This is a genomic window from Thalassospira profundimaris WP0211, from assembly GCF_000300275.1.
GTDB lineage: Bacteria > Pseudomonadota > Alphaproteobacteria > Rhodospirillales > Thalassospiraceae > Thalassospira > Thalassospira profundimaris.
In genome coordinates this window covers 276,189-299,732 of record NZ_AMRN01000003.1, presented here as the reverse complement: position 1 = coordinate 299,732, position 23,544 = coordinate 276,189, and the positions used below count along the sequence as shown (strand labels likewise).

The 23,544-nt window shown below is 54.1% G+C and carries 21 protein-coding genes and 2 tRNA genes; 12 read left to right on the top strand and 11 right to left on the bottom strand.

All coding sequences use genetic code 11. The features are described from left to right. The first annotated feature begins 64 nt into the window (after positions 1-64). The 7 genes from TH2_RS08115 to TH2_RS08085 are packed head-to-tail and all read left to right on the top strand — an operon-like array spanning position 65 to position 7,217. Entirely contained in the window at positions 65-964 is a 900-nt protein-coding gene (locus TH2_RS08115; protein ID WP_008889930.1) for a branched-chain amino acid ABC transporter permease, read from the top strand. Position 965: 1 nt separating this feature from the next. Further along, positions 966-1,913 (top strand): branched-chain amino acid ABC transporter permease, encoded by a 948-nt coding sequence (locus TH2_RS08110; RefSeq protein WP_008889929.1) that lies wholly within the window; start codon positions 966-968, stop codon positions 1,911-1,913. Beyond that, positions 1,910-2,686, top strand: a complete 777-nt coding sequence (locus TH2_RS08105) for an ABC transporter ATP-binding protein (RefSeq protein ID WP_008889928.1) — start codon at positions 1,910-1,912, stop codon at positions 2,684-2,686. Before TH2_RS08110 ends, TH2_RS08105 begins: the two co-directional genes overlap by 4 nt. Further along, on the top strand, positions 2,683-3,345 hold the full coding sequence (locus TH2_RS08100; protein ID WP_008889927.1) for an ABC transporter ATP-binding protein: 663 nt from the start codon (positions 2,683-2,685) through the stop codon (positions 3,343-3,345). Before TH2_RS08105 ends, TH2_RS08100 begins: the two co-directional genes overlap by 4 nt. 47 nt (positions 3,346-3,392) lie before the next feature. Next, positions 3,393-4,547 (top strand): iron-containing alcohol dehydrogenase, encoded by a 1,155-nt coding sequence (locus TH2_RS08095; RefSeq protein ID WP_008889926.1) that lies wholly within the window; start codon positions 3,393-3,395, stop codon positions 4,545-4,547. 18 nt (positions 4,548-4,565) lie between these two features. Next, the gene (locus TH2_RS08090) at positions 4,566-6,041 is read left to right on the top strand and encodes an NAD-dependent succinate-semialdehyde dehydrogenase (protein ID WP_008889925.1); all 1,476 of its coding nucleotides are present in this window, start codon (positions 4,566-4,568) and stop codon (positions 6,039-6,041) included. A 21-nt stretch (positions 6,042-6,062) separates the two neighbouring features. Then, the gene (locus TH2_RS08085) at positions 6,063-7,217 is read left to right on the top strand and encodes an iron-containing alcohol dehydrogenase (RefSeq protein WP_008889924.1); all 1,155 of its coding nucleotides are present in this window, start codon (positions 6,063-6,065) and stop codon (positions 7,215-7,217) included. A 103-nt stretch (positions 7,218-7,320) separates the two neighbouring features. On the opposite strand, the gene TH2_RS08080 is transcribed toward TH2_RS08085, so the two are convergent. The 9 genes from TH2_RS08080 to TH2_RS08045 form a co-directional block, all read right to left on the bottom strand. Then, entirely contained in the window at positions 7,321-8,268 is a 948-nt protein-coding gene (locus tag TH2_RS08080; RefSeq protein ID WP_008889923.1) for a cyclase family protein, read from the bottom strand. Between the two features lie 214 nt (positions 8,269-8,482). Continuing rightward, positions 8,483-8,581, bottom strand: a tRNA-Ser gene (locus TH2_RS21250). A gap of 372 nt (positions 8,582-8,953) precedes the next feature. After that, entirely contained in the window at positions 8,954-9,955 is a 1,002-nt protein-coding gene (locus TH2_RS08075) for an aldo/keto reductase (RefSeq protein ID WP_238538675.1), read from the bottom strand. A 152-nt stretch (positions 9,956-10,107) separates the two neighbouring features. Next, on the bottom strand, positions 10,108-10,746 hold the full coding sequence (locus tag TH2_RS08070; protein WP_238538674.1) for a dihydroxyacetone kinase subunit L: 639 nt from the start codon (positions 10,744-10,746) through the stop codon (positions 10,108-10,110). A gap of 9 nt (positions 10,747-10,755) precedes the next feature. Next, positions 10,756-11,757 (bottom strand): dihydroxyacetone kinase subunit DhaK, encoded by a 1,002-nt coding sequence (locus TH2_RS08065; protein WP_008889920.1) that lies wholly within the window; start codon positions 11,755-11,757, stop codon positions 10,756-10,758. A gap of 10 nt (positions 11,758-11,767) precedes the next feature. Further along, positions 11,768-12,832, bottom strand: coding sequence for an ABC transporter permease (locus TH2_RS08060; RefSeq protein WP_008889919.1), 1,065 nt, complete (start codon positions 12,830-12,832; stop codon positions 11,768-11,770). Beyond that, on the bottom strand, positions 12,829-14,376 hold the full coding sequence (locus TH2_RS08055; RefSeq protein ID WP_008889918.1) for a sugar ABC transporter ATP-binding protein: 1,548 nt from the start codon (positions 14,374-14,376) through the stop codon (positions 12,829-12,831). Before TH2_RS08055 ends, TH2_RS08060 begins: the two co-directional genes overlap by 4 nt. Positions 14,377-14,475: 99 nt before the next feature. Beyond that, a complete protein-coding gene (locus TH2_RS08050; RefSeq protein ID WP_008889917.1) occupies positions 14,476-15,486 on the bottom strand; it encodes a substrate-binding domain-containing protein in 1,011 nt (336 codons plus the stop codon). A gap of 59 nt (positions 15,487-15,545) precedes the next feature. After that, positions 15,546-16,568 carry an ABC transporter permease gene (locus TH2_RS08045; RefSeq protein WP_008889916.1) on the bottom strand — a complete coding sequence of 341 codons (1,023 nt, stop codon included), beginning with the start codon at positions 16,566-16,568 and terminating at the stop codon, positions 15,546-15,548. A 184-nt stretch (positions 16,569-16,752) separates the two neighbouring features. Between TH2_RS08045 and TH2_RS08040 the strand changes: the two genes are divergently transcribed. After that, positions 16,753-17,793 (top strand): LacI family DNA-binding transcriptional regulator, encoded by a 1,041-nt coding sequence (locus tag TH2_RS08040; RefSeq protein ID WP_008889915.1) that lies wholly within the window; start codon positions 16,753-16,755, stop codon positions 17,791-17,793. 151 nt (positions 17,794-17,944) lie between these two features. Here the strand turns inward: TH2_RS08040 and TH2_RS08035 are convergent. Then, positions 17,945-18,030, bottom strand: a tRNA-Leu gene (locus TH2_RS08035). 214 nt (positions 18,031-18,244) lie between these two features. Between TH2_RS08035 and TH2_RS08030 the strand changes: the two genes are divergently transcribed. From TH2_RS08030 to TH2_RS08010, 4 genes are all read left to right on the top strand, one after another. Next, the gene (locus TH2_RS08030) at positions 18,245-18,832 is read left to right on the top strand and encodes a YqaA family protein (RefSeq protein ID WP_008889914.1); all 588 of its coding nucleotides are present in this window, start codon (positions 18,245-18,247) and stop codon (positions 18,830-18,832) included. A 43-nt stretch (positions 18,833-18,875) separates the two neighbouring features. Next, positions 18,876-19,382: a disulfide bond formation protein B gene (locus tag TH2_RS08025; RefSeq protein WP_008889913.1), complete on the top strand. Its 507-nt coding sequence runs from the start codon at positions 18,876-18,878 to the stop codon at positions 19,380-19,382. Between the two features lie 233 nt (positions 19,383-19,615). Then, positions 19,616-20,503 (top strand): helix-turn-helix transcriptional regulator, encoded by an 888-nt coding sequence (locus TH2_RS08015; RefSeq protein ID WP_008889912.1) that lies wholly within the window; start codon positions 19,616-19,618, stop codon positions 20,501-20,503. Positions 20,504-20,672: 169 nt separating this feature from the next. Continuing rightward, the gene (locus TH2_RS08010; protein ID WP_202949002.1) at positions 20,673-22,835 is read left to right on the top strand and encodes a TonB-dependent siderophore receptor; all 2,163 of its coding nucleotides are present in this window, start codon (positions 20,673-20,675) and stop codon (positions 22,833-22,835) included. Positions 22,836-22,927: 92 nt separating this feature from the next. On the opposite strand, the gene TH2_RS08005 is transcribed toward TH2_RS08010, so the two are convergent. Beyond that, entirely contained in the window at positions 22,928-23,494 is a 567-nt protein-coding gene (locus TH2_RS08005) for an HNH endonuclease (protein ID WP_008889910.1), read from the bottom strand. Positions 23,495-23,544 lie beyond the last annotated feature (50 nt).

Here is a 23,544-nt window from a genome sequence, read left to right as displayed (position 1 = left end):
ATCCTGCGGACATCCCGTCTCCCTTGGGATGTCCGCCCCTTTCCCTGCACACTGGATATTTGTGATGACAAGTCTTCTTGCCGTCCTGATTGATGGCTCGATCTATGCATCGTGGCTGTTTCTTGTGGCTGCCGGCCTGACCGTGATTTACGGGGTGATGCGCATCCTGAACATGGCGCATGGCAGCTTTTATGCAATCGGCGCCTATTCGGCAGCGTCACTGGTTGGCTGGTATTTCAACAACGGCATGGGCCCGGCATGGGTCAGCTATTTGTTGCTGGTTGGTGCCGCGCTGGTTGCCGGTCTGATTGTCGGTGTGATCGTCGAACGCGGATTGCTGCGCCTCATGTATGGCCGCGACGAAATCCTGATGGTGATCATTACCTATGCCCTTCTTCTGATTCTTGAAGACGGTATGAAAATCGTCTGGGGTGTCAGCCCATATTTTGCCTATCAGCCTTATTCCGAGCTTGGGCGAACATCGCTCGGCTTGCTTAAGGTTTCCAATTACGACGTCGCCCTGGTCGGGGTATCCGCATTGCTCGGGCTTGGCCTGTGGGCGTGGCTTGAACGCACCAACCAGGGCAAGGTCCTGCGTGCAGTGATCCATGACCGCGAAATCGCGGTTGCCATGGGCGTGAACGTGAAACTGATGTTCACCATCACCTTCGTTCTGGGCACAACACTGGGCGCACTTGCCGGTGCGCTGACTGCGCCTGCGATCTCTGTCGTGCCGGGGATCGGCATCGAAGTGATCGTTCTGGCCTTTGCCGTGGTGGTTATCGGTGGCCTTGGCAGCATCGGGGGGGCCGCTGTTGGTGCCCTTTTGGTCGGGCTAAGCCGTGCAGCGGCCGTTCACTATGCCCCTGAATTCGAACTGTTCGTCATTTACGGCGTGATGTCACTGGTTCTGGCGTTCCGTCCCGAAGGCCTGTTTGGCCGTACTTTGGCGAGGAAAATCTGACATGCGTCTTGATAAAACTGAAATCTCGCTCGGACTGATCGCGCTTGCCTGCGTTCTGTTCGGCTTCGTTTCGCCGGGTTGGCTGATCTTCCTTTTGACCATCGCACTGGCCAAGGCACTTGTCGTCCAGGGCGTCGTCATGCAGATGCGTTCCGGCCTCGTATCCTTTGGTCAGGGCCTGTTCTATTGCATCGGTGGTTACACCGTTGGCATGGGCGGCCAGTTCTTTGGCATTCATGATGCGATTGCTGCCCTGTCACTTGGCATGTTTGTCGCAATCGTTGTCGCCATGCTGTTGGGTCTGTTGCTGACGCGCTATCGCGAAATCTTCTTTGCCATGCTGTCGCTGGCATTTTCGATGATCCTGTTTGGCATCCTTGTCAAAAGTCAGGAACTGGGCAGCACGGACGGCTTTAACGTTCATGACTGGACCCTGTTTGGCTGGGCCCCCGAAGCAGGCGCTGGCAGCCAGCACACCGTCTTTACCATGACTGTGGTCTCTGGTCTGATCGTTGCTGTTCTGATCCATCGGTACACCAAGGCAGGCATTGGCGTCATTTGCGAGGCCGTTCGCGAAAATGAAGTCCGTGTTGAATATCTTGGTCTGTCGCCGCGCTGGTTGCTTTATGGCAACTATGTTGCTGCGGCGGCGGTATCGGCCCTTGGCGGCGGTCTGACGGCCCTTGCCACCGGCCACGTTGATCCAGAGATGGCTTATTGGACCACGTCGGGCGAATTTGTCTTCATCGCGCTTTTGGGTGGTTTGGGCCACGTGGCGGCACCGTTTATTGCGGCCATCGTATTCTCGTTCGTGCGGACCTACGCCATCGAATTCGTTCCCCACACCTGGCAGATGATCCTCGGTTTCACGCTGCTTGCGGTCATTATCTTCCTGCCCAAAGGGCTGTGGAGCCTGGTCAGCCGTGAAAAAACAGGAGAACGGGCATGACCTGCATTCTTGAAACACGTTCGCTGAACAAGGAATTCGGCGCGGTCATCGCCGCAAAGGATTTGAACGTTCAGATCAACAAGGGTGAAGTCGTTGGTGTGATCGGCTCCAACGGGGCTGGCAAAACGACCTTCATCAACATGGTGACTGGCTATCTCAAGCCAACACGCGGCGAGATCCTGTTTAACGGCAAGTCCATCATGGGCCATTCCCCGCGTGCGATCACCCGGGCCGGCATGGCGCGCTCCTTCCAGGTTGCGCAGCTGTTCCCGGAAATGACCGTGATCGACAACCTGATTGTCGCGCTGGCTGCTGCCGAAAGCGCCCGTCCGAGTTTCCTAAGCCCCCTTCGCAGCGATGCCCGTATTGCCAGGGCTGAGGAAATCCTTAAGGAATTCGGTGTCGAAAACTATCGCGATTCACTGGTAACCGCCGTTCCGCAGGGTGCGCGTAAACTGGTTGATATCGCCATGGCGTTGATCGGCAATCCTCAGATGCTGCTGCTTGATGAACCGACCAGTGGTGTCAGCGTGGATGAAAAAACCGACCTGATGGATACGGTCATGAATGCCGTGCGTCAGCATGGCGTGACCGTGCTGTTTGTCGAACATGACATGGATGTGGTCGAACGCTATGTCTCGCGCGTTCTGGCATTCTATAGCGGCGAAATCATTGCTGATGGCGAACCTGCGGCTGTTCTGGCCGATCAGCAGGTCCGCGATCTTGTGACCGGCCATCGTCCCACCACCAAACAAGGGAATGGCGCATCATGACCCTGGAAATCAGTAATCTCGATGTATCGATCGGTAATATTCCGATCCTGCGCGATGTCTCGCTTTCGGTGCCGTCCGGCAAAATGTTTGGCCTGATTGGTCATAACGGGGCGGGCAAGACCACGCTGATGCGCGCCATCATGGGCCTTCTGGACGCAGATCAGGGCACCATCACCTTTGATGGGCAGGACCTGCGCAAGATGGCTGACTTTGCCCGTGCCAAAGCCGGCATCAGCTATATGCCCGAAGATCGCCGTCTGATCCCGTCCCTGACGGTCGAGGAAAACATACTTCTTCCGGCCTGGACCAACGGTATTGCGGACGCCGAGGAACGGTTGAAATGGGTCTATGACCTGTTGCCGGAAATCGCCCAGTTCCGGGATCGCCGTGCGCTGCAGCTTTCCGGCGGTCAGCAGAAACTGGTCTCGCTCGGGCGTGCATTGATGCCCGGTCGCAATCTTTTGTTGCTCGATGAACCGTTCGAAGGGGTCGCACCCGTCCTGTCACGCCGCCTGTCGGAAGTCATTTCCGATCTTGGCAGCAGCGGGCTGTGCGTGCTGATCTCTGAATCTGATGACAGCCACTCCGCCGATCTGGTGGCGGGCAGTTATCGCATCGAACGTGGCACCGTTTCCAAGGCTGAACTGGAAACCGCCTGATCCCGACGACAGCCCCGATAACAGACATGTCAAAAGACGAGGTCCCCATGTCAGACTTTGTGTTTGAAACCACCCCTCGCGTCATCTGCGAGTTCGACGGTGCCTTGCAACTCGGCACCCTGTGCAAGGAGAACGGCGCGAAACGCGCCGTTCTCCTGTCCGATCCGGGCTTGCAGAAGGTTGGCCTGATCGACGCCCCTTATGCAGCCCTTAAAGAAGCCGGGATTGAAACCCTGCTCTGGACCGATGTTCGGGCAGACCCGCCCGAGGAAAGCATCCTTGCCGCGGTCAAGGGTGCCTGTGACTTCAAGGCCGATATCGTCATCGGCCTTGGCGGCGGTTCATCGCTTGATACCGCAAAACTGGTCGCCCTTCTGTGTGGTAAGGGTCAGAAACTTGACGAGATCTATGGCATCGGTCTGGCGACGGGCCCGCGCCTGCCGCTTATTCAGGTGCCGACCACGGCGGGCACCGGTTCGGAGGTCACGCCGATTTCGATCGTCACCACCCCAACGCACGAGAAAAAGGGTGTGGTGTCCAGCCTGCTTTATCCCGATGTCGCACTGCTTGATGCCAAGCTGACCATGGGCCTTCCGGCCCCGATCACGGGCATGACCGGCATTGATGCCATGGTGCACGCCATTGAGGCCTACACCACCAAGCACAAGAAAAATGCCCTGTCGGACGGACTTGCCATCCGCGCGATGCAGTTGATGACCGCCCATATTGATGATGCGGTTTCTGCCACCCCGTCACGCGAAGCGCGTGAAGCCATGCTTCAGGGGTCCATGCTGGCCGGAATGGCCTTTGCCAATGCCCCGGTCGCAGCTGTTCATGCCCTTGCCTATCCTTTGGGCGGGCATTTCCATGTCCCGCATGGACACAGTAATGCGCTGGTCCTGATCGAGGTTTTGAAATTCAACCGGGATGCGGCCGTATCACAATATGCCGAACTTGCCCGCGCCATTCTGCCGGATGAAAAGTTCGCTAATGACGATGCTGCCTGTGATCGCTTCATTGCTTTCATGACCGACATGGTCGAACGCATGCCGTTCAGCCGCACCTTGCGCGAAGTCGGCGTAGCGGAAAGCGATCTAGATATGCTGGCGACCGATGCGATGAAGGTGGAACGCCTTTTGATCAACAACCCGCGTGAAATGACGTTCGACGCCGCCCGCGCGATTTATGCCGCCGTGCTGTAACGAAAAGGAATAGCCACCATGACCATCCAGCTAAATGATACTGGCCTTTGGCAAACCCAGGGGCATATCGACGGCAAATGGGTTGCATCCGACAGCGGCAAGACCTTTGCGGTTGTTGACCCGGCCACCGGCGAACATCTTGCCGATGTGCCCGATATGGGCGCGGCCGAAACCAATCGTGCGATTGATGCCGCCAATGCCGCCCTTCCAACTTGGCGGGCCAAAACCGCCAAGGAACGTGCAAATGTTTTGCGTAAATGGTTTGACCTCTGCATTGCGGCACAGGCCGACCTTGCATTGCTGATGACCCGCGAACAGGGCAAACCCCTGGCCGAGGCATCCGGCGAAGTGGCCTATGGCGCGTCCTTCCTTGAATGGTTTGCCGAAGAAGGCAAACGCATTTATGGCGATGTTATCCCGTCGCATGGGGCGGACAAACGCATCATCACCGTCAAACAACCGATTGGTGTTGTTGCCGCAATTACGCCATGGAACTTCCCGATGGCAATGATCACGCGCAAATGTGCCCCGGCCCTTGCCGCGGGTTGCACGGTCGTCATCAAACCTGCGGAAGATACCCCGCTGACCGCGCTTGCACTGGTCGAGCTGGCCAAACGCGCCGGGTTCCCCGATGGCGTAATCAATATCGTCACCGCATCACACGGGGCGGAAATCGGTGGTGAACTGACTGCCAACCCGATCGTGCGCAAGCTGTCCTTCACCGGCTCTACCCAGGTCGGCAAACTTTTGATGCGTCAATGTTCTGATACCGTCAAAAAAGTCAGCCTGGAGCTTGGCGGCAATGCACCGTTTATTGTCTTTGACGATGCCGATCTGGATGCGGCCGTTGCAGGCGCGATTGCCTCGAAATACCGCAATGCCGGTCAGACCTGTGTCTGTGCCAACCGCATTCTGGTTCAGGAAGGTGTCTATGACGCCTTTGCCGCCAAACTGGCCGAGGCCGTTGGCAAATTGCGTGTCGGTTTGGGCACCGAAGAAGGCATCACCCAGGGCCCGCTGATCAATGCCAAGGCGATTGAAAAGGTCGAAGCACTGGTCGAAGACGCCGTTTCACGTGGAGCAAAGGCTGTTCTGGGTGGTGACCGGGCCAAGCCCGACAGCAACTTCTTTACCCCGACCATTCTGACCGGGGTTACGTCGGATATGCGGATTTTCTCCGAGGAAATCTTTGGTCCGGTTGCACCACTGTTCAAGTTCAGCAGCGAAGAAGACGCCATTCGCATGGCCAATGATACGCCGTTTGGTCTGGCGGCCTATTTCTATGCCCGTGATATCGGCCGCATCTGGCGGGTTGGCGAGGCGCTTGAATACGGCATCGTTGGCATCAACGAAGGCATCATTTCGACCGAATCAGCCCCGTTTGGCGGGGTCAAGGAATCCGGCATCGGCCGCGAAGGGTCGAAATACGGCGTCGATGACTTCGTCGAGATTAAATATATGTGCCTCGGCGGTCTCGCCGGGAATGCCAACTGATCCCGGATAAGGAGACACATCATGAGTTTCATGTTCCGAAGCGTGCCACGCGTCGTCTGCGAAGCCGGTGGCATTGCCAAGACCGGTATCCTGATGAAGGAACTCGGCGCCAGCCGTGTCACCATTGTCTGCGATCCGGGCATCGTCAAACTGGGTTTTGCGCAAAAGGCGCAAGACGCACTTGAGGCCGCCGGTATCGCGGTTCAGGTATTTTCTGACGTCGAAGCCGACCCGCCCCAGAAAATTGTCGAAGCCGCCATTACCGGGGCACGTGACTGGAAGGCGGATGGCGTAATCGGTCTTGGCGGCGGCAGCTCGCTTGATAGTGCCAAGCTGGTTGCATTGCTTGCCAACAGCGACCAGACCATCGAAGAGATCTATGGGGTGGACAAGGCAACTGGTGACCGCCTACCGTTGATCCAGATCCCGACCACCGCCGGGACCGGATCAGAAGTTACATGGGTGTCGGTAATTACAGATAACGACCACCTCAAACAGGTTGTCTACACCCCGCAACTGATGCCCGATATCGCCCTTCTTGATGCGGAACTGACCTATGGCCTGCCGCAAAAGGTCACAGCGGCCACGGGCCTTGATGCCATGGTCCATGCGATCGAAGGCTATACCAGCCGCACACGCAAAAACCCGATTGCCGATGGCATGGCGGTCACCGCCCTTTTGCTGCTTGGCAAGAACCTGATGAAGGTGATTGAAAATCCGGGCGACAAGGAAGCACGCTCTGCCATGTTGCAGGGATCGCTGATTGCCGGGATGGCGTTTGCCAATGCATCGGTTGCCGCCATTCATGGATTGGCCTATCCGCTTGGCGCGCGTTTCCACATCCCGCATGGTCATGCCAATGCGCTGGTCATGGCGCAGGTGATCCGCTTTAACCTGCCTGCCGCGAAAAAACTGTATGCCGAACTCGCTCCGTGCCTGATCGAAGGGGTCGATTTCGACAGCGAAGACGCCGCCGCCGAGGCGTTTGTCAAACGGATCGAGGAAATGGTCCCGGCCAGCGGTCTTGAAATCCGCCTGCGCGATCTTGGCGTCACCGAAGAGTCCCTGCCGGAAATGGCTGAGGAAGTCTTTACCAAAATCCATCGCCTGATCGACAGCAATCCGCGCGACATGACCGCCAAGGAAATCGAGGCGATTTATCGCAGCGTTTATTAATTTGCCCGTCTGCAAACTTCGGTTTGTATCGCGGCACAAGAACCGGCGGCCTGTTTGGTCGCTTGGCCGCCGGTTCTAAAGTTATCAAAATGATCAGACCGGCTTAACGAATGGCAACCGGGTTGATGATCATCTGTACAGCGCCCTTAAGCTTGGCCTGCCCGAGAACGAACAGGAACTCGTGCGCCCGGTCTGCGGCCAGGTCCCGGGTGACGATATTTTCAAGAATATAGACACCGTTTTCTGCCAGAAGCTTCACATGGACCGGGAAGAAAGCACTTGGATCTTCATGGGGAACAGCTTCAAGCCCCCATGTATCGGCGCCAACGGCGACAACACCCTGATTTGCCAACCATTCCGCTGCTTCCAGACCAAGGCCCGGTTCGGTCGTTCCGTACAGCTCATTGTCCTTCCCGACCAAATCAAGCCATCCGGTATGGATCAGAGCCACATCTCCCTTGCGAATTTCGGTACCGGCCGCTTTTTGAGCCGCCATGATGTCCTCAAGGGTGATGACATAGCCGCCTTCCAAACGCTTGGTACCCTTGATCGCCGCAACATCCAGCAAGACACCGCGTGTTGCCATCGGCGGCACATGCTCAATACCAAGCTTGGTCAGGCCGGTTGCTGCCACCATGTCTTCGGCGTGGTTATTGTTATAATAGGTATGATGATCACCCAGATGGCCCAGACCATCAATCTGTGTCCCGACACCGAGCCAGCCGGTGAACATGTCATCGTTATAGGTTCCTGCATTGCTGCCGATTGTTTTGTTGCCGCTTTGTCCAGGCGAGAAAACCGTCACAGCGACACCACGTGGTGCAAAGGCCGGCGTATCACGTGAAATTTCCATCCCCAGTGAATAGACCTTGCCTTCGGAAATCAGCTTACTGGCTGCAAGTGTTACGTCCGAAGTGAGATAGTTCGCTGCCCCGATTTGATCATCAGGTCCAAACGGTGATGTGAACCGGTCATCGGCCAAAGCGGTACCGGTTGCGCCGATAAGACCAAGCATCATGGATGCAGAGAAAAGCATTTTTGCTTTTTGCATTTTTTCCTCCCTAAGTTGATAAGGACTCAGGGAACAGCAATTCCAATGCCAACAAAAAAATGGCTCAAAACGGCGATCGTCAAAAGGAATTTGAGCGGCAACCGATCAATCGAACACCTGACATGATCGGTTATCGCTCCGGCAAAACACGCAGGCGATCAGCCTGTCTCACCAAGCTCGCAATTTTTGTCATTCTATCTTTTGGGAAAAGTGATGGTGCCCCCGGGGAGAATCGAACTCCCACTCACTAAGTGAAACAGATTTTGAGGGCGGAGAAAACTCAATGAAATCAGTACATTTCCAAAATACAGGCAGCATTTCGGAGCTTGTATCTTGTACCTCGTGAATGAATTTACGGAATGGATTTCATCATATCCGCTGACCACGCAGTACTTAAGATTTCTCGGCTCAGATTGCTGTCAACTCCAAAGCTGAAACAACATGATTATTCAACCTGCCGTTCAGCGAAGCTGTGAAAAATCGATATGCGAAGATGACCGCGCGCCGAAGAACTCGGGGCTTTCTCAAACGAAAGTCCCTTTCATTTGACGGGCACATTCAACTTTTACGCCCCCAAAATTGGAAACGAGGGCCGCGCATCACAGCTTGCTCAACAAGACACGTTCATTCTAATTGAAAAGAAAATCATGCTTAACTCATGGACGATACTTTCCGAAAGGGCCTGCTATTTACCCGGCCTAGCATGCAAGGCCCAATCACCTTCGGAAAAACGGTCATGTGCAAATTGCCCCTGATGCCAGTAAGGATAAATCAACGGCGGAGCACTGACCTGATCAAGACGTTTAAGATCATCTGGATCAAGCTTGACATCAAACGCACGGAAATTAGCTTTGAACTGATCGATATTGCTGCCCCCAATTACAAGCGATGAAACTGCGGGGCGGGTTAACAACCAAGCCAGTGCAATCTGGGCGGCTTCAACGCCATGTTTTTCACCCACCGAGATCAGGACGTCAACTATGTCCCACAAACGATCCTGATCCCGGATGGGTGGTTCGGTCCAGCCCGCAGCCTGCCGTGACCCTGCCGCAACAGGCTGACTACGGCGATGTTTGCCCGAGAGCAATCCCGCCGCCAATGGGCTCCAGACCAAAACCCCAAGCCCTTGGTCCACCGAAATCGGCAGAAGTTCATATTCTGCTTCGCGGGCTTCAAGGGTGTAATGAATTTGCTGTGTGACGAACCGCACACGGCGATCCCGTTCGGATGCCTGCAATGATTTCATGATGTGCCAGCCCGAATAGTTTGAGCAGCCGACATAGCGCACCTTGCCCTGTGTGACCAAAGCATCAAGAGCGGCCATCTTTTCTTCGACCGGGGTGACGCCATCCCATTCGTGCATGTAATAGATGTCGATGTGGTCGGTGCGCAGATTCTTGAGCGTCTTTTCGCATTCCCGGATCAGGTGATAGCGACTTACCCCCTCATCATTCGGGCCATCGCCAACCCGCATGCGGGCCTTGGATGTGACAAGAACCTGATCACGTCGGCCGTCAAGGACTTCGCCAAGGATTTGCTCGGACAGACCCGTCGAGTACATATTGGCAGTGTCAAACAGGTTCACACCGTGATCAATGCAGCAATCGACAAGACGGCGTGCTTCGGGCACTTGTTGCGAACCGACCATTGCGAACGGTCCGTCGCCGCCAAAAGTAAATGTTCCCATCGAAAGGGCTGAGACTTTCAACCCTGATCTGCCTAGTGTTCTATACTCCATAACCCGGTCCTTTCGATGCAAGTCATTGCGGTGTGGCGCAAGGAGGAAAAGGTCTCAGCATGCCGCCCAAGCACGGCGCAATCATGCTGAGACTTAGAAAGTCAGCCTTTTACAAAGCGTGCGAGCGTTTCAATCAACAGGAAGGCAACCGTGCCCCCCGCATCCTGAAGACCTTTGCTTTTATCGGCAAACGCCGCGGCCTTGCCGTGCTGGGCGACCATATCCTTGGTTGCTACCAGCGCTGCCTGTCCGGCACGTGCGGCGTCTGCAACCGCATCGACCAACGGGGCGTGTTGGTCGGCAGATTGTTCAAGGCTTTGGGCGATGGGCTCAAGCACATCCAAGACAGTTTTATCGCCAAGTTTGGCTTTGCCGCGTTCGGCAATCCCGTCGGCATACGCCCGCCAGAAGGCCATCATTTCCTTGGTGCCAATCGCGTCAGCATCATCAACAGCCTTGCCTCCGCGCATAAATCCGGTTGCTGTCAACGTCCCCATTGTCGAGGGCGCTGCCTTTGCCATTGCCGCACCAGCCATTTTGAACTGCTTGCCCAGTGGTTCGCCATCCATGTCAGAGACCGTTTTAGAGGCAGCCTCAAACGCAGAATTCATTGTTATGCCAAGATCACTGTCACCGACCTTTGCATCCAGGGCGATCAGCTCATCACGCTTGTCGCGAAATGTGGTATGAAAGGCCTCGAACAGGGCGGCAATATTGCCGGTATTAATTGTGTCCATCATGGCCTCCGATTACTGCGCGAAATGTTTGAAGAATGGCGTGTCGGCTTTGGCAGCCATCAGGCGATCAAGTTCTTCGTCAAGATGCAGAACCGAAACAGATGCACCGGCCATTTCCATCGAAGTCGCAAATTCACCGACCCAAACATGCTTCACGTTGATGTCGCGCTCGCTCATCAATTGGGAAACACGACGGAACATGATGTAAAGTTCTTCAAGCGGTGTCGCGCCAAGACCGTTAACCAGAATGGCAACATCGTCGCCTTTCTTGTAATCCTGCTCGGCGAAGATTTTCGCCATCATCTCGTCGACGAGCGGATCAGCAGCAGTCAGTTTTTTACGGGTAATACCGTTTTCGCCATGGATCCCCATGCCGATTTCCATCTCGTCATCGCCGATTTCAAAGGATGGCTTGCCAACTTCGGGAATGATGCAGCTGCTCAGCGCGACACCGATGGTGCGTGTGCGATCTTTGGCCTTTTCAGCAACGCGAACGACCTCTTCAAGTGACATGCCTTCCTGTGCGGCCGCACCGGCAGCTTTATAAAGGAAGAATATCCCGGCAACGCCACGGCGCTTGTGTTCTTCACCAACGACAGAGGACGCCACATCATCATTGCCGACAACCGACATCACCTTGATGTCTTCAAGGTCGGCCAGCTCGGTCGCCATATCGAAATTGATGATATCCCCGGTATAATTGCCGTAAATGTAAAGGACACCCGCCCCCTGATCGATATGCTTGGTCACTTCAAGCATCTGTTCGGCACTGGGTGACTGAAACACGCCGCCAACAGCCGCACCATCGAGCATGCCTTTGCCGACATAACCCAGAAACAGCGGCAAATGCCCCGAACCACCACCGGTGGCAATGCCAACCTTGCCTTTGACCGGCTCGGCCTTGACATAGCAGCGCTTGTCATCGGCAACATAGGTGACCTCTTTGTTCGCCAGATAGATGCCTTCAAGCATTTCATCGACGAAATTCTTCGGATCATTCATAAATTTTTTCATGATTTTCTCTTTATTTCGCAGGTTTGAATTTGCGCTGACGGGTTACGAAGAACGCCGCGGCAAGCAGAATGAACGCGCCGACGAACACCCGTTGCCATGTGCTTGGAATTCCAACCATCACAAGAACATTATCGACCACAACGACAAGCAAAACGCCCAGCATGGTGCCAATCACCGACCCGGTTCCGCCGGTGATCCGGGCCCCGCCCAGAACAACCGCTGCAATCACCGCAATTTCGGTTCCGACAAGATCAAACGGGTTCGCCAAACGGTTGGCCGTCACATGAACGATGCCTGCCAGGCCGGCCAAAGCACCGGCATAACCAAACACGAAAAGATGGACGATCTTGACGTTGTACCCCAGACGGGCGGTGACATCCGGACTTCCACCAAGCGAGAAGATGGCGCGTCCCATCAGGGTACGGCGCATGATCCACCAGGTCAGGATCGCTGCTGCTGGCAGGATCAGGAAGTAAACAGGCAAACTGACCGTTGCGCCATTTGCCGTTTCAAATTCTAGCAGGGAAATACGCCCGAACGTGCCCATCTGACCGGGCAACTCCATGATCCAGGTCGTGCCAACAAAAGCCAGCAAGCCGCCCCGAAACAGGTACTGCGTCCCAATCGTGACAATCAGAGACGGCACACGCAGCGTATAAACCAGAAAGCCATTGAGAACGCCCAGTGCAATGCCACCGGCAACCGCGATCAGGAACACGACATAGATCGGCATGTTCGGTGCATGGTTGATTGCCAGAAGTGTGATCGAATACATCGTCAGTGCTGCGATGGCCGTAAATGACACATCAATGCCGCCTGCCGCCAGGATCACAAAAACACCCAATGCAAACAGGCCGGTCACGACACTGGCACGACCAATATCAATCAGGGTGGATGGCTGCAAAAAGGCCGGGTTTGCAATGGCGACAGCGATACAAATGGCAATAAGAAGACCCAAGGTCACCAATTCCGGTTTCTTGGCAATCAGATCACCCAATCCCCGGCGCTGCTGCAATTGCCCGGATGCCGATACATGGCCCGGAGCAGGTTTGTTTGAGGTTCCAGCCGAACTCATGCTGCACCTTCCTGTACTGAACCAAGCATCGCTTGGTAAATATCGTCTTCACTTGCGGATGCCCCATTGAGGTCTGAGACGACCTCGCCGGCATTCATCACAAGTATGCGGTCACAGTTTTGAAGAAGTTCAGGCAAATCGTCGCTGACGATGATCAGCCCCATACCGTCTTCAGCCATTTTCTGAATTGTCTGATAGATCGCGTCCTTTGACCCGACATCGACACCAACAGTTGGACCATGCAGCACGAGAATTTCCGGATTGATGCTTAACCAGCGACCAATCAGAACGCGTTGCTGGTTCCCACCCGAAAGCGATGAAACCGGCAATTCGATATCTGCGGTGTTCAGACGCATGTCGGCCGAAATTTCGCGGGCAATTTCCTTACCCTTCTTCATGTCGAGAATGCCCATGAACCCCGCAAGTTTACGCAGGATCAGAGCCACTTCGTTCTGATAGATAGATTTGCTTAAAAACAGGCCTTCGGACAGACGATCTTCCGGGACATAGGCAATGCCGGCATCAATTGAATCCGATGCTGTTGCAATGCGGATGTTCTTGTCATTGATGGAGATCGTGCCACTTGCCGCAGGCCGGATACCGGCTATTGCCAAAGCAAGTTCATTTCGCCCGGAATCCGACAGCCCGGTAATGCCAAGTACCTCGCCTTTGCGAAGATCAAATCCGACATCGTTGAAACGGCCCGGCATGCTGAAGTTCGAAAGCGACATCAGCGTATCTTCCGAAGGGCTACCTTCGCGGTATCGCTTTTCGCTGATTTGACGACCTGTCATCAGTTCGGCCAAATCGGCCCTGCTATAACTTTCAATCGGTCCTTGTGCCACGCATTGCCCGTCACGAAACACGATCGCATGCCCGCCAATACGATAGCATTCTTCGAGTTTGTGGGTGACAAACAGCACCGCGACATTTTGCGACCGCAGACGTGAGACCACATCAATAAGGTTTTCCACCTCGCGACGGGTCAGCGACGTCGTCGGTTCATCCATGATGACAAGGCGTGCTTCACAGGCAATCGCACGGGCAATTGCCACAAGCTGACGTGTTGCCAAAGGCAGTTCCGAGACAATCGTCGACATCAGTTCGGGTGTTACGTCCAGGCCCACTTGCGACAGGGCTTTGGTCGCCGTTTGCCGCATCCGCGCCCGGTCAATACGGCGCAGAAGCCTGCCGTGGCCTTCGACCAGTTGCTCCCCAAGGGCAACATTTTCCATTACGCTCAGATTGGGGATCAAAGACAGGTCCTGATAGACGGTCTCAATCCCGAAATCGAGAGATTGAATGGGGGTAAGTTCGTTAAACACCTCGCCATCAAGAACAATCTGGCCTTCGCTGGGCGGATGCGCCCCGGCCATGATCTTGATCACGGTGCTTTTGCCACAACCGTTTTCGCCCAGCAGGTGGTATACCTCCCCGGCTTCAAGTGACAGGTCAACACCGCGCAGGGCATGGACACCGCCAAAACGTTTGTGAATGTTTCTTAGTTCAAGAAAACAGCGATTTTTCTGCGTGTTTTGCGTCACCAGTCAGACCCTTTCCTGCTGACATGTCCCGGCCTTTGACGAGGCCGGGCGGCCCGAAACATGCCAAGACACATTCCGGGCTGCCTCAACCGGGTTCGCTTAGAAAAGGTAATCTTTGTAGGTTTCCTTATCGACAAGGACCATGCCATTGCCAACAATCAGAAGACCTTTGCCTGCGCCTGGTGTGACGGTCACGCTTTCGTAGCCTTCAACACCAAGGTCCATGCCATCGGTAACTTCTTTGCCTTCAAGCATCAGCTTGGCAACGGCATTCATTGCCATGCCAGCTTTCTGCGGATCCCAGAAACCAATTGCGGTGATCGCACCAGATTCCAGATAGGCCGTTGACGGGTTCGGAAGACCGGTACCAACCAGGCAGACCTTGCCGGCAAGACCAGCTTCTTCGATCGCACGTCCGACACCAAGAACATCGTTGCCAGCCGAAGTCTGGAAGCCCTTGATGTCAGGATGTTTGCGGAGGATTTCCTTGGCTTTTTCATAGGTACCATTGGCATCATCGAACGATTCATTGTTCGGGTCGACCAATTCCATACCCGGATATTTTTTGGCATTTTCTTCGCCGGCACCAACCCACTGCATGTGCGTACGGCTTCCCAGCGATCCAACAAACGTTGTCCACTTGCCTTTTTCGCCCATGCACTGCGCCAAACGTTCGTTCAGGGCCGCACCATAATCGCTGTTATCGAATGCTTCGATATCGGCATGGGTGTTGGTCTGGTTATCGGCTTCGTGCGTCACAACGATTGTGCCGCGATCCATCGCGCGGCCAAGGATACCTTCGAGAATATCTGGATCCATCGGCACAACAGCCAGTGCGTCTACGCCAGTTGCCACAAGATCATTGACGATCTGAAGCTGCTGGGCGGAATCCGCCGTTGCCGGACCGACCTGACGAATATCCATTTCGGGGTTTTGTTCGGCAAACTTGGTAACACCGGTTTCCATACGATCAAACCATGGAATACCGCTAATTTTAACGACAGTCGTAATGGATTTTGTGTCCTGCGCCGAGGACGGAGCAGCAAAACCAAGAACAGACATCGCAGCCAGTGCGAAAGCTGTGGTTTTCATAAGGTTGGCAATTTTCATAATGTTTCCTCCCAATTGGAAATATTCTGTTTGGCCAGATGTTTCCCTCTGATTTTTGATTACTTCTGTGCGTGAGGGCTGCGCACAGAGGCAGAGATCGCATGTTTTTGCAGGTTAATCAGATCAAGCAATCTGAACCGCCCGATCGCAAGGAATCCAAGCAACAGGGCCCCCCAAGCGAAATCACGAATAAAGTTTGAAAGGCCCATGAAGTTGAGCATGCTCGACATCATCTGCAGCGTGATTGCCGACAGAACAACACAGATCACCCGCCCATAACCGCCTTCGGGTTTAACACCGGCCATCACCGCAATCAGGATTGCCACCAGAAGGTAGGATGTGCCGTAATCCCACTTCACGTTGATGGTCCGCGCGGCAATTATGATCCCGGCAAGCGACGACAGGATGCCGCTTACGGTATAGGTCGAAATAATCACTTTGTTTTTTGGAAACCCGGCATACTCAGCGGCCTTGGGGTTTGACCCATTGAGCATCAGCCACATGCCAAACGGCGTATAGCGCAGAACAAAACCGATGATGCAGGCAACCCCGATGAACAAAAGGAAACTGATCGGGATTTCAAACAACAATCCGTTGCCGATTTCATAAAGCGGGCCCGGTGCACCAACCCTTACTGAACGACCATCGGAAATCGCAACGGCAAGCCCGATAAACAGCATTTGCGTGCCCAGCGTGCAAAGGATCGCCGTGATTTTAAGATAGGCAATCAACAGGCCGTTCAGCAAACCGCCAAGAAACCCGGTTGCCAATGCCACCACGATAAAGATGAGCGAGAAAATCTCCGGGTCCTGAGAGGCAGAGAAAAAACTTACAGCAATGGTCGCAGCGACGACGCCCGAAAGATTGGCCAACGCGATCCCCGACAATTCGATGCCGCCATTCCCGACACACATCGCCAGCAAAACACCGATCGCCAACAACCCGATTTCAGGCACTTGGCCCGCCATCGACTGAAGATTAAACAGCGAAAGATAGTTTCCATCAGAAACAATCGCGCCCGCCGTCATCAACGTGATGATCAGCCCGATTAGAACGGTCAGGTGCCCGTCAAAAAAGCGCATGGATCCTCCCCATACTTTTAGTAAATTTTTATGTTTATTGACTAAAAACTATCAATTCATTTTTATGTTGGCAAGCATCTGTTTGACACAAACTGTTACATCACAGTTGCATTGATATCCGGCAGGATGTTTACTAAAAAACATAAACAATGAAGAATCAGGGAAGAGCACCAAGGTTAAGTACATGAAAAAAAATAACAAACCGACGATCAAACAGATTGCCGAACAGGCGGGCGTCTCCCCTTCGACGGTGTCGCTTGTTCTGAATGGCAAGGGTGAAATTTCCGGCGTTACCCGTTCACGGGTCCTTGAAGTTGTTTCTTCGTTGAACTACCTGCCGCGCGCTCCCAAAAATCGCGAAAAAACGGCGAGAACCATCAAGTTTCTCAAGATCGCCAAACACGGTCATACTGTGAACCGTGACCATAGCCATTTCATTTCTGATTACATTGACGGCATGTCATCAGAGGCAACCAGTCGTGGTTATAAGCTGCAGGTTTTAAGCTATGAAAATGTCACAGCAAGTGACATCACAGACATCCTGGCAAATTCGGATGCAACGGCCGCCATCATACTTGGCACCGAGCTAACGCGTGAAGATATTCAGAAAATCCAGGACTTCAGATTACCAACTGTTTTTATTGATTCTTTTTATGATCTCATTGATGCAAATTTCGTCGACATGAACAATGGCGATGCGGTTTACACCGTGCTTTCGCACTTAAAAGATCTTGGTTTTAGTAAAATTGGCTTTGTCGGCAGTGAAACTCAGACCCGAAACTTTGCTCTGCGCAAGAAAGCCTTCCTGAAAAACATGCACCATCTCGGACTGACAGTGAACAGCAGTCACATCCTGTCAATCGGTTCCACCATCGCCTCGGCATATGAAGATAGCTTCAAGGCGCTTTCCAATCAAGGCAGCGTTGCCGAAGCTTATTTTTGCGCGAACGACATCATGGCATATGGATTTACCAAAGCCCTGAAAGAAAAAGGATATAAGATTCCACAGGACATCTCGATCGTCGGGTTTGATAACCTTCCAATGAGCGCCACTCTTGACCCGTCCTTAACGACGATAGATGTTTCGAAACGCAAAATCGGAAGCATGGCTGTTACGGTACTTGATGAACTCTTAAATGCAGAGGGCTCCCTGCCTGCGGTCAAGGTTCAGGTCGGCGCAGAGCTTGTTGTCCGCGCAAGTACAACCCCGAAGAAAACCGACTGATAACGCAATGTTCCATCACCATTGCCAACACTGCCTTTAAGCACCCCGTATCTCAACGTGGCACATATCGATTAATACGCAGCGTCTGGAAAAGATGTGGGAAGCTAAAAGAGCAAAACCCAACCGATTACGGCTGGGTTTGGAAAAGCGATGGTGCCCCCGGGGAGAATCGAACTCCCACTCACTAAGTGAAACAGATTTTGAGTCTGCCGCGTCTACCAATTCCGCCACAGGGGCAGGCAATTCGGGTGCGTGTGCGCACCCTCCATCAACGGGCGGGATAATAGCCGTAAATTTCGCCGGGTCAATGGGGCTTTGTGCAAAAATACGTCTGCGTCGATACGGATAAACTGCGTCATTGCGATTGCCGGCAAAATGCGGTTTGATCTGGCCTGTTTTCAAGGCCAAGCGCCGCTCCAAATCGCAGACAACATGACAAGGCGCTATTGCCGTGATCCGCAGCCTCTATGACTGGACCATGAACCTTGCCGGCCACCGCCATGCCGGCTGGGCCCTGTTTTTCATTGCAGCGATTGAAAGCTCTGTCTTTCCGATCCCGCCTGACATTTTGCTGATCCCGATGATCATTGCTGCCCCCACGCGTGCCTGGCGCTATGCGCTGATTTGCCTCGTGGGGTCGGTCCTTGGTGGACTTGTCGGATACGGTATCGGCTTCTTCCTGTTTGAAACGGTCGGACAGCCTGTGTTGGAGCTTTATGGCTATGCCGACAAATTCGATCAGTTCCGCGACTATTATAATGAATGGGGCGCCTGGGCGGTGTTTATTGCCGGTGTAACGCCATTCCCCTACAAGGTGATCACCATCCTGTCGGGTGTGACCGCACTTGACCCGGTTGTCTTTACGCTGGCATCGATCCTGGCGCGCGGATTGCGGTTCTTCGTCATTGCCGCCCTGATCTGGAAATTCGGCCCTGTCATCCGCGACTTCATCGAACGTCGACTGGGCCTCGTTTTCACCATATTTATCGTGGTTCTTGTCGGTGGGTTTGCCGCGATAAAGCTGATCCCGCATGGTTGACCCGACGCCAAATTCTGATGCACGCCAATAAACGGACCAACTGATGTTCAATTTGCTGCGCCCACGCTTCATCCCGGCCTTTCCGCCCCTTGCCCTGCTGCTGGTTTCAGCAGGCAGCATCGGCTTTGCGTTTTACGCGCAATATGTCCAGAAGCTGCTTCCCTGTGTGCTGTGCCTGTATCAGCGTGTGCCATTTTATATGGTTGCCGGTCTTTCGATCGTCGCGCTGTTGCTGATCCGCTTTCCTGCCGCCGCACGGGCGGTGGTTTATCTGTGTGCCGCGACGTTTGCAGTCGGGACGGCGATTGCATTTTACCATGTTGGTGTTCAGGAACTGTGGTGGGAAGGGCCCGCCATGTGTGGTGGTGTGCAAAGCGGTGCTGCATCCGTGGCAGATCTGAAGGCGCAGCTTATGGCGCAACCGATCATTCGCTGTGACAAGATCGACTGGACCCTCTTTGGCATCACCATGCCGACCGTCAACGTGTTCTTTTCAGCAGCACTGACTGTTTTCTGCCTGATCGCACCGTCGCGCTGGATGAAGAAATAACCGCGAACACCTTCGGCGCTGCTGAAGCCAAGCCTCACAAAACCCGTCTGACACGTCAGGCGGGTTTTTGCATTTCCAAAGGCCGCCTTTTGCGCGAACAATTGCTCAGAAATTTGACAATTCTTCGCATGATAATGAGAATTGTTATTGTTTGCAGAAAATTCCCGGTTATATTGAGACCCATTCGCACCATAAGTTCCGACTGCACAAAGGACCCCATTGTCGTGAGCGCCATGGCATTCCATCCGCATATGACCAGCCACATCGAAGGTATTTCGCATCTTGATGACCTGCGGTTCCGTCGCTGGAACACCGCCATTTCCGATTTATGGCATGTGGAATGTGAAGCAGAGGCCGGGGGAACCTATGTTTCGCAAGCCCCCCGTCTGGTGGCGATCCTTGATTGCGTGGGCAATGGGCGTATCAACGTCCGTTCCTCAGATGACGCGGCAGATCAGCAACGTCGCGGCAAAGGATGCCTGTCCTACATTCCGGCCGGGATGGAGGTCTCATCCGAGGTTTTCGGCGCGTGCCGTCTGCGACATCTTGATATCCATCTTGATGTCGACGCTCTTGAAAACAGCATGGGCGTGCCACTTGACCGTGCGACCCTGGAAACACCGCGCATCGGTTTTTGCGATCCGCGCATCAATACTTTGGTACGGTTGCTGGCCGATGACATGCAAAGCGACCACCAAAGCCCACAGATCTATGGCGAAGGTTTGATCAGCGCGCTGACCGCGGCCCTCCTGCAACCGCGCCAAGTCAATGAACCACAACGCAAACGCGGCAAACTCGCACCCTACCATTTGCGCAAGTCAGTCGATTATATTGAACAGAATTGCGGACGCACCATCCGCCTTGATGAACTGGCAAAGCTGACCGGGTTGTCACAATCCTATTTCTGCTCGGCCTTTCGCGAAAGTACCGGCATGCCGCCGCAACAGTGGCAAATGAAAGCCCGGGTGGAGCGCGCCAAAAGCCTGCTTAAAGATGCCGAAACACCGCTTGCCTCGGTGGCCCTTCGGGTCGGCTTTGCCGATCAGGCGCATTTGACCCGCGTGTTCCGCAAAATCGTTGGCACCACGCCGGGTGCATGGCGCAAGGAACAGATCGCGTAACTTAAGCCAAATTCCGTTCAATACGCCGAAATCCGGTTCAATATTCCATCCCCCACCGCGTGATATCGAAAAGGCCATCATCATAGATGGCCCGCCGGTTCCCGCCCGACAGGTCGTCGTCAAAGACAACCGATACAGGGAATCCCAAATGCGTTTTACAGGACAGAAATTGTCTTCAACCCTTTTGCTGGGTACGGCACTTGCGTTGGTTTTTGCCGCACCCGATTTTGCGCTGGCGCAGTCTGCAGATGACGCGACAGAACGTGACGGCGAAAGCACTACCCTTAAACCTCTGATCATTGAGTCCGAAGCAGAGCCTGCACATGCTCCTGTAAGCGGATATGTTGCTACACACAGTTCAACCGGCTCAAAAACCGGCACCGCCATTGAGGAAATCCCGCAATCCGTATCCGTTATCGGCCGCAAAGAGATGGACAGCCGCGGTGTCGACAAAGTCGATGAAGCATTGCGATATACCGCTGGCGTATTCACCCAGCCTTATGGCTCCGACACGGATACCAACTGGTTCTTCATTCGTGGCTTTGAAGCAACCCAGAGCGGAGCTTATCTTGATGGCTTGCAAAACTACGCCTATGGCTTTGGCGCATTCTTGGTCAATGATTACAATCTTGAACGGGTAGAAGTTCTTCGCGGTGCCGCCTCTGTCCTGTATGGCAGCACCAATCCCGGCGGCATGGTAAACTATGTCAGCAAACGCCCGACCGATGTGCCACTGCGCCGTCTTGAGTTTTCCGTCACCGAGACTGGGAAATATGGCACAGGCATCGATTTCAGCGACAAGCTTAGTGACGTTGCAGCATACCGCCTGACCGGTAACTTTACCAATGGCGACGAACAGGCCGACGACAATGAAGGTTTCCAGGGGACGGTTGCACCAAGCTTCGCCTGGACGCCGAACGAAGACACCAGTCTGACCCTGCTTAGCAGCTTTACCTTCGTGGACGGCAAGCATAATGGCGGCCTTGGTTTCCTGCCCTATTTCGGCACTGCCAAAGATGCGCCTTATGGCAAGATTGATCCGGAAACCAACTTCTCTGAACCCGACCTTGATAAAAACCTGCGCCGTCAGGCTATGGTCGGTTACGAACTTGAACACGATCTCAATGACGACCTAACCTTCCGCCAGAATGCGCGGATCGGACATGCAGACATTCATGAGATTTACTACTACCCAAGTGGCTATGCCACCGGTGGAACGTCACCGACAACCACCAATTACGACCTTGATCGCTGGGGGTTCGAACACCGCACCCAGATCACATCCATCGGTCTTGATAGCCAGCTCGAACAACGCTTTGAGACCGGTGCACTTGATCACACATTGCTTGGTGGCATCGACCTAAAGCGGTTTGATATGTCGCGCAAAGAATATTCCGGCGCAGGTACCGATATTGATCCGCTGAATCCCGTACATGGCACCGCACAGGTCGCACGATCTGCCTATCTCGATCAGGACATTGTCATGAACCAGGTCGGTGTCTATGCACAGGATCAAATCCGATTTGGTGACGGCTGGATTACGACGCTGAATGGTCGCTATGATTATGTCAAAACCGATGGTGACGATCCGATTTCCCGGTACAACAACTATAGCGAAACCACAGGTGAGTGGAGCGGTCGCGCTGGCTTGGCATATACCTTCGACAATGGTCTGACCCCGTATGTAAGCGCTGCAACGTTCTTTAACCCGGTTCTCGGTTCAAGCTCCCAAGGGGTGTATGAACCGGAAACCGGCAGCCAGTATGAAGCAGGCCTGAAATACGTCCCCAATAGCTTCGACGGCCTGTTCACGGTTGCTGTATTTGACCTGACCCGTCAGAACGTGATTACCGGCACCTTCCAGAACGAGCGTCAGCTTGGTGAAGTTAACTCACAGGGTATCGAGTTTGAGGCCAAGGCGAACATCACTGAGAACCTTCTGCTCAGCGCTAGCGCAACTGCCTACGACCTTGAAGTTACCAAGGACGAAGACGCGAGTGTGATTGGTAAGCAACCGGTCACCGTCCCGACTGAAATGGCGACCCTTGGTCTCGATTACACCATCCGTCAGGGCACGCTCAGCGGCCTTCGCCTAGGTGGTGGTGTACGCTATCAAGGCGCATCCTATGCGGACGAGGCCAACCAATACGAAGTACCGGCAGCAACATTGTTTGACGCGGGCCTTGGCTACGGCGTTGAGAACCAGTGGAACCTCAGCCTCAATGTCAGCAACCTGTTTGACAAGGAATATGTCGCAGGTTGCAGTTCAGCCACGGCCTGCGGCTATGGCGAAGGACGTACGGCACTTCTAAAGCTTACCCTCGATCTGTAAGTTTTCTTGAACCAGCGAATACAATGAAGCCGACGGTCCTGCCGTCGGCTTCATTGTTGCCAAGCTGAACTTTGTAAAAGTTTTGGTGTCGACTAGAAGTCGTATTCCAGTTCGGTATCCCAGTATAAAAAATCCCGCCAACTTTCGTGAAGATAGTTTGGCGGGAAACGGCGTCCTGTGGTCTGAAGTTCGTGCATCGAGGGCTGTCCCGGCGTCCTGCGCAGTCGCAGGCCGGCCTCACGCACCGATCGACTGCCCTTAAACAGGTTGCAGTCAGAACAGGCCGTGACGATGTTTTCCCAATTGGTTCGTCCACCGCGCGCACGCGGGATGACATGATCAAAGGTCAGCTCATTTGTCGGCAGGCGGTCACCGCAATATTGACAGGAAAATTCATCGCGCAAAAAGACGTTAAACCGGGTAAAGGCCGGGCTGCTTTTGAGCGGGACATATTCCTTGAGCGAGATAACGCTCGGCAGGCGCATTTTAAAGGAAGGAGAACGTACTTCGCGGTCGTATTCGGACAGAACATCGACGCGTTCAAGAAAGACTGCCTTGAGCGTATCCTGCCATGACCAAAGAGATAGCGGGAAGTAGCTCAACGGCCGAAAATCGGCGTTAAGAACAAGTGCCGGACACGCATTGGGCGATAAATGCATACCATCCGCTCCACCGTGTTTACCGAGTCGCTTGCCTTATTTAGCAGGTC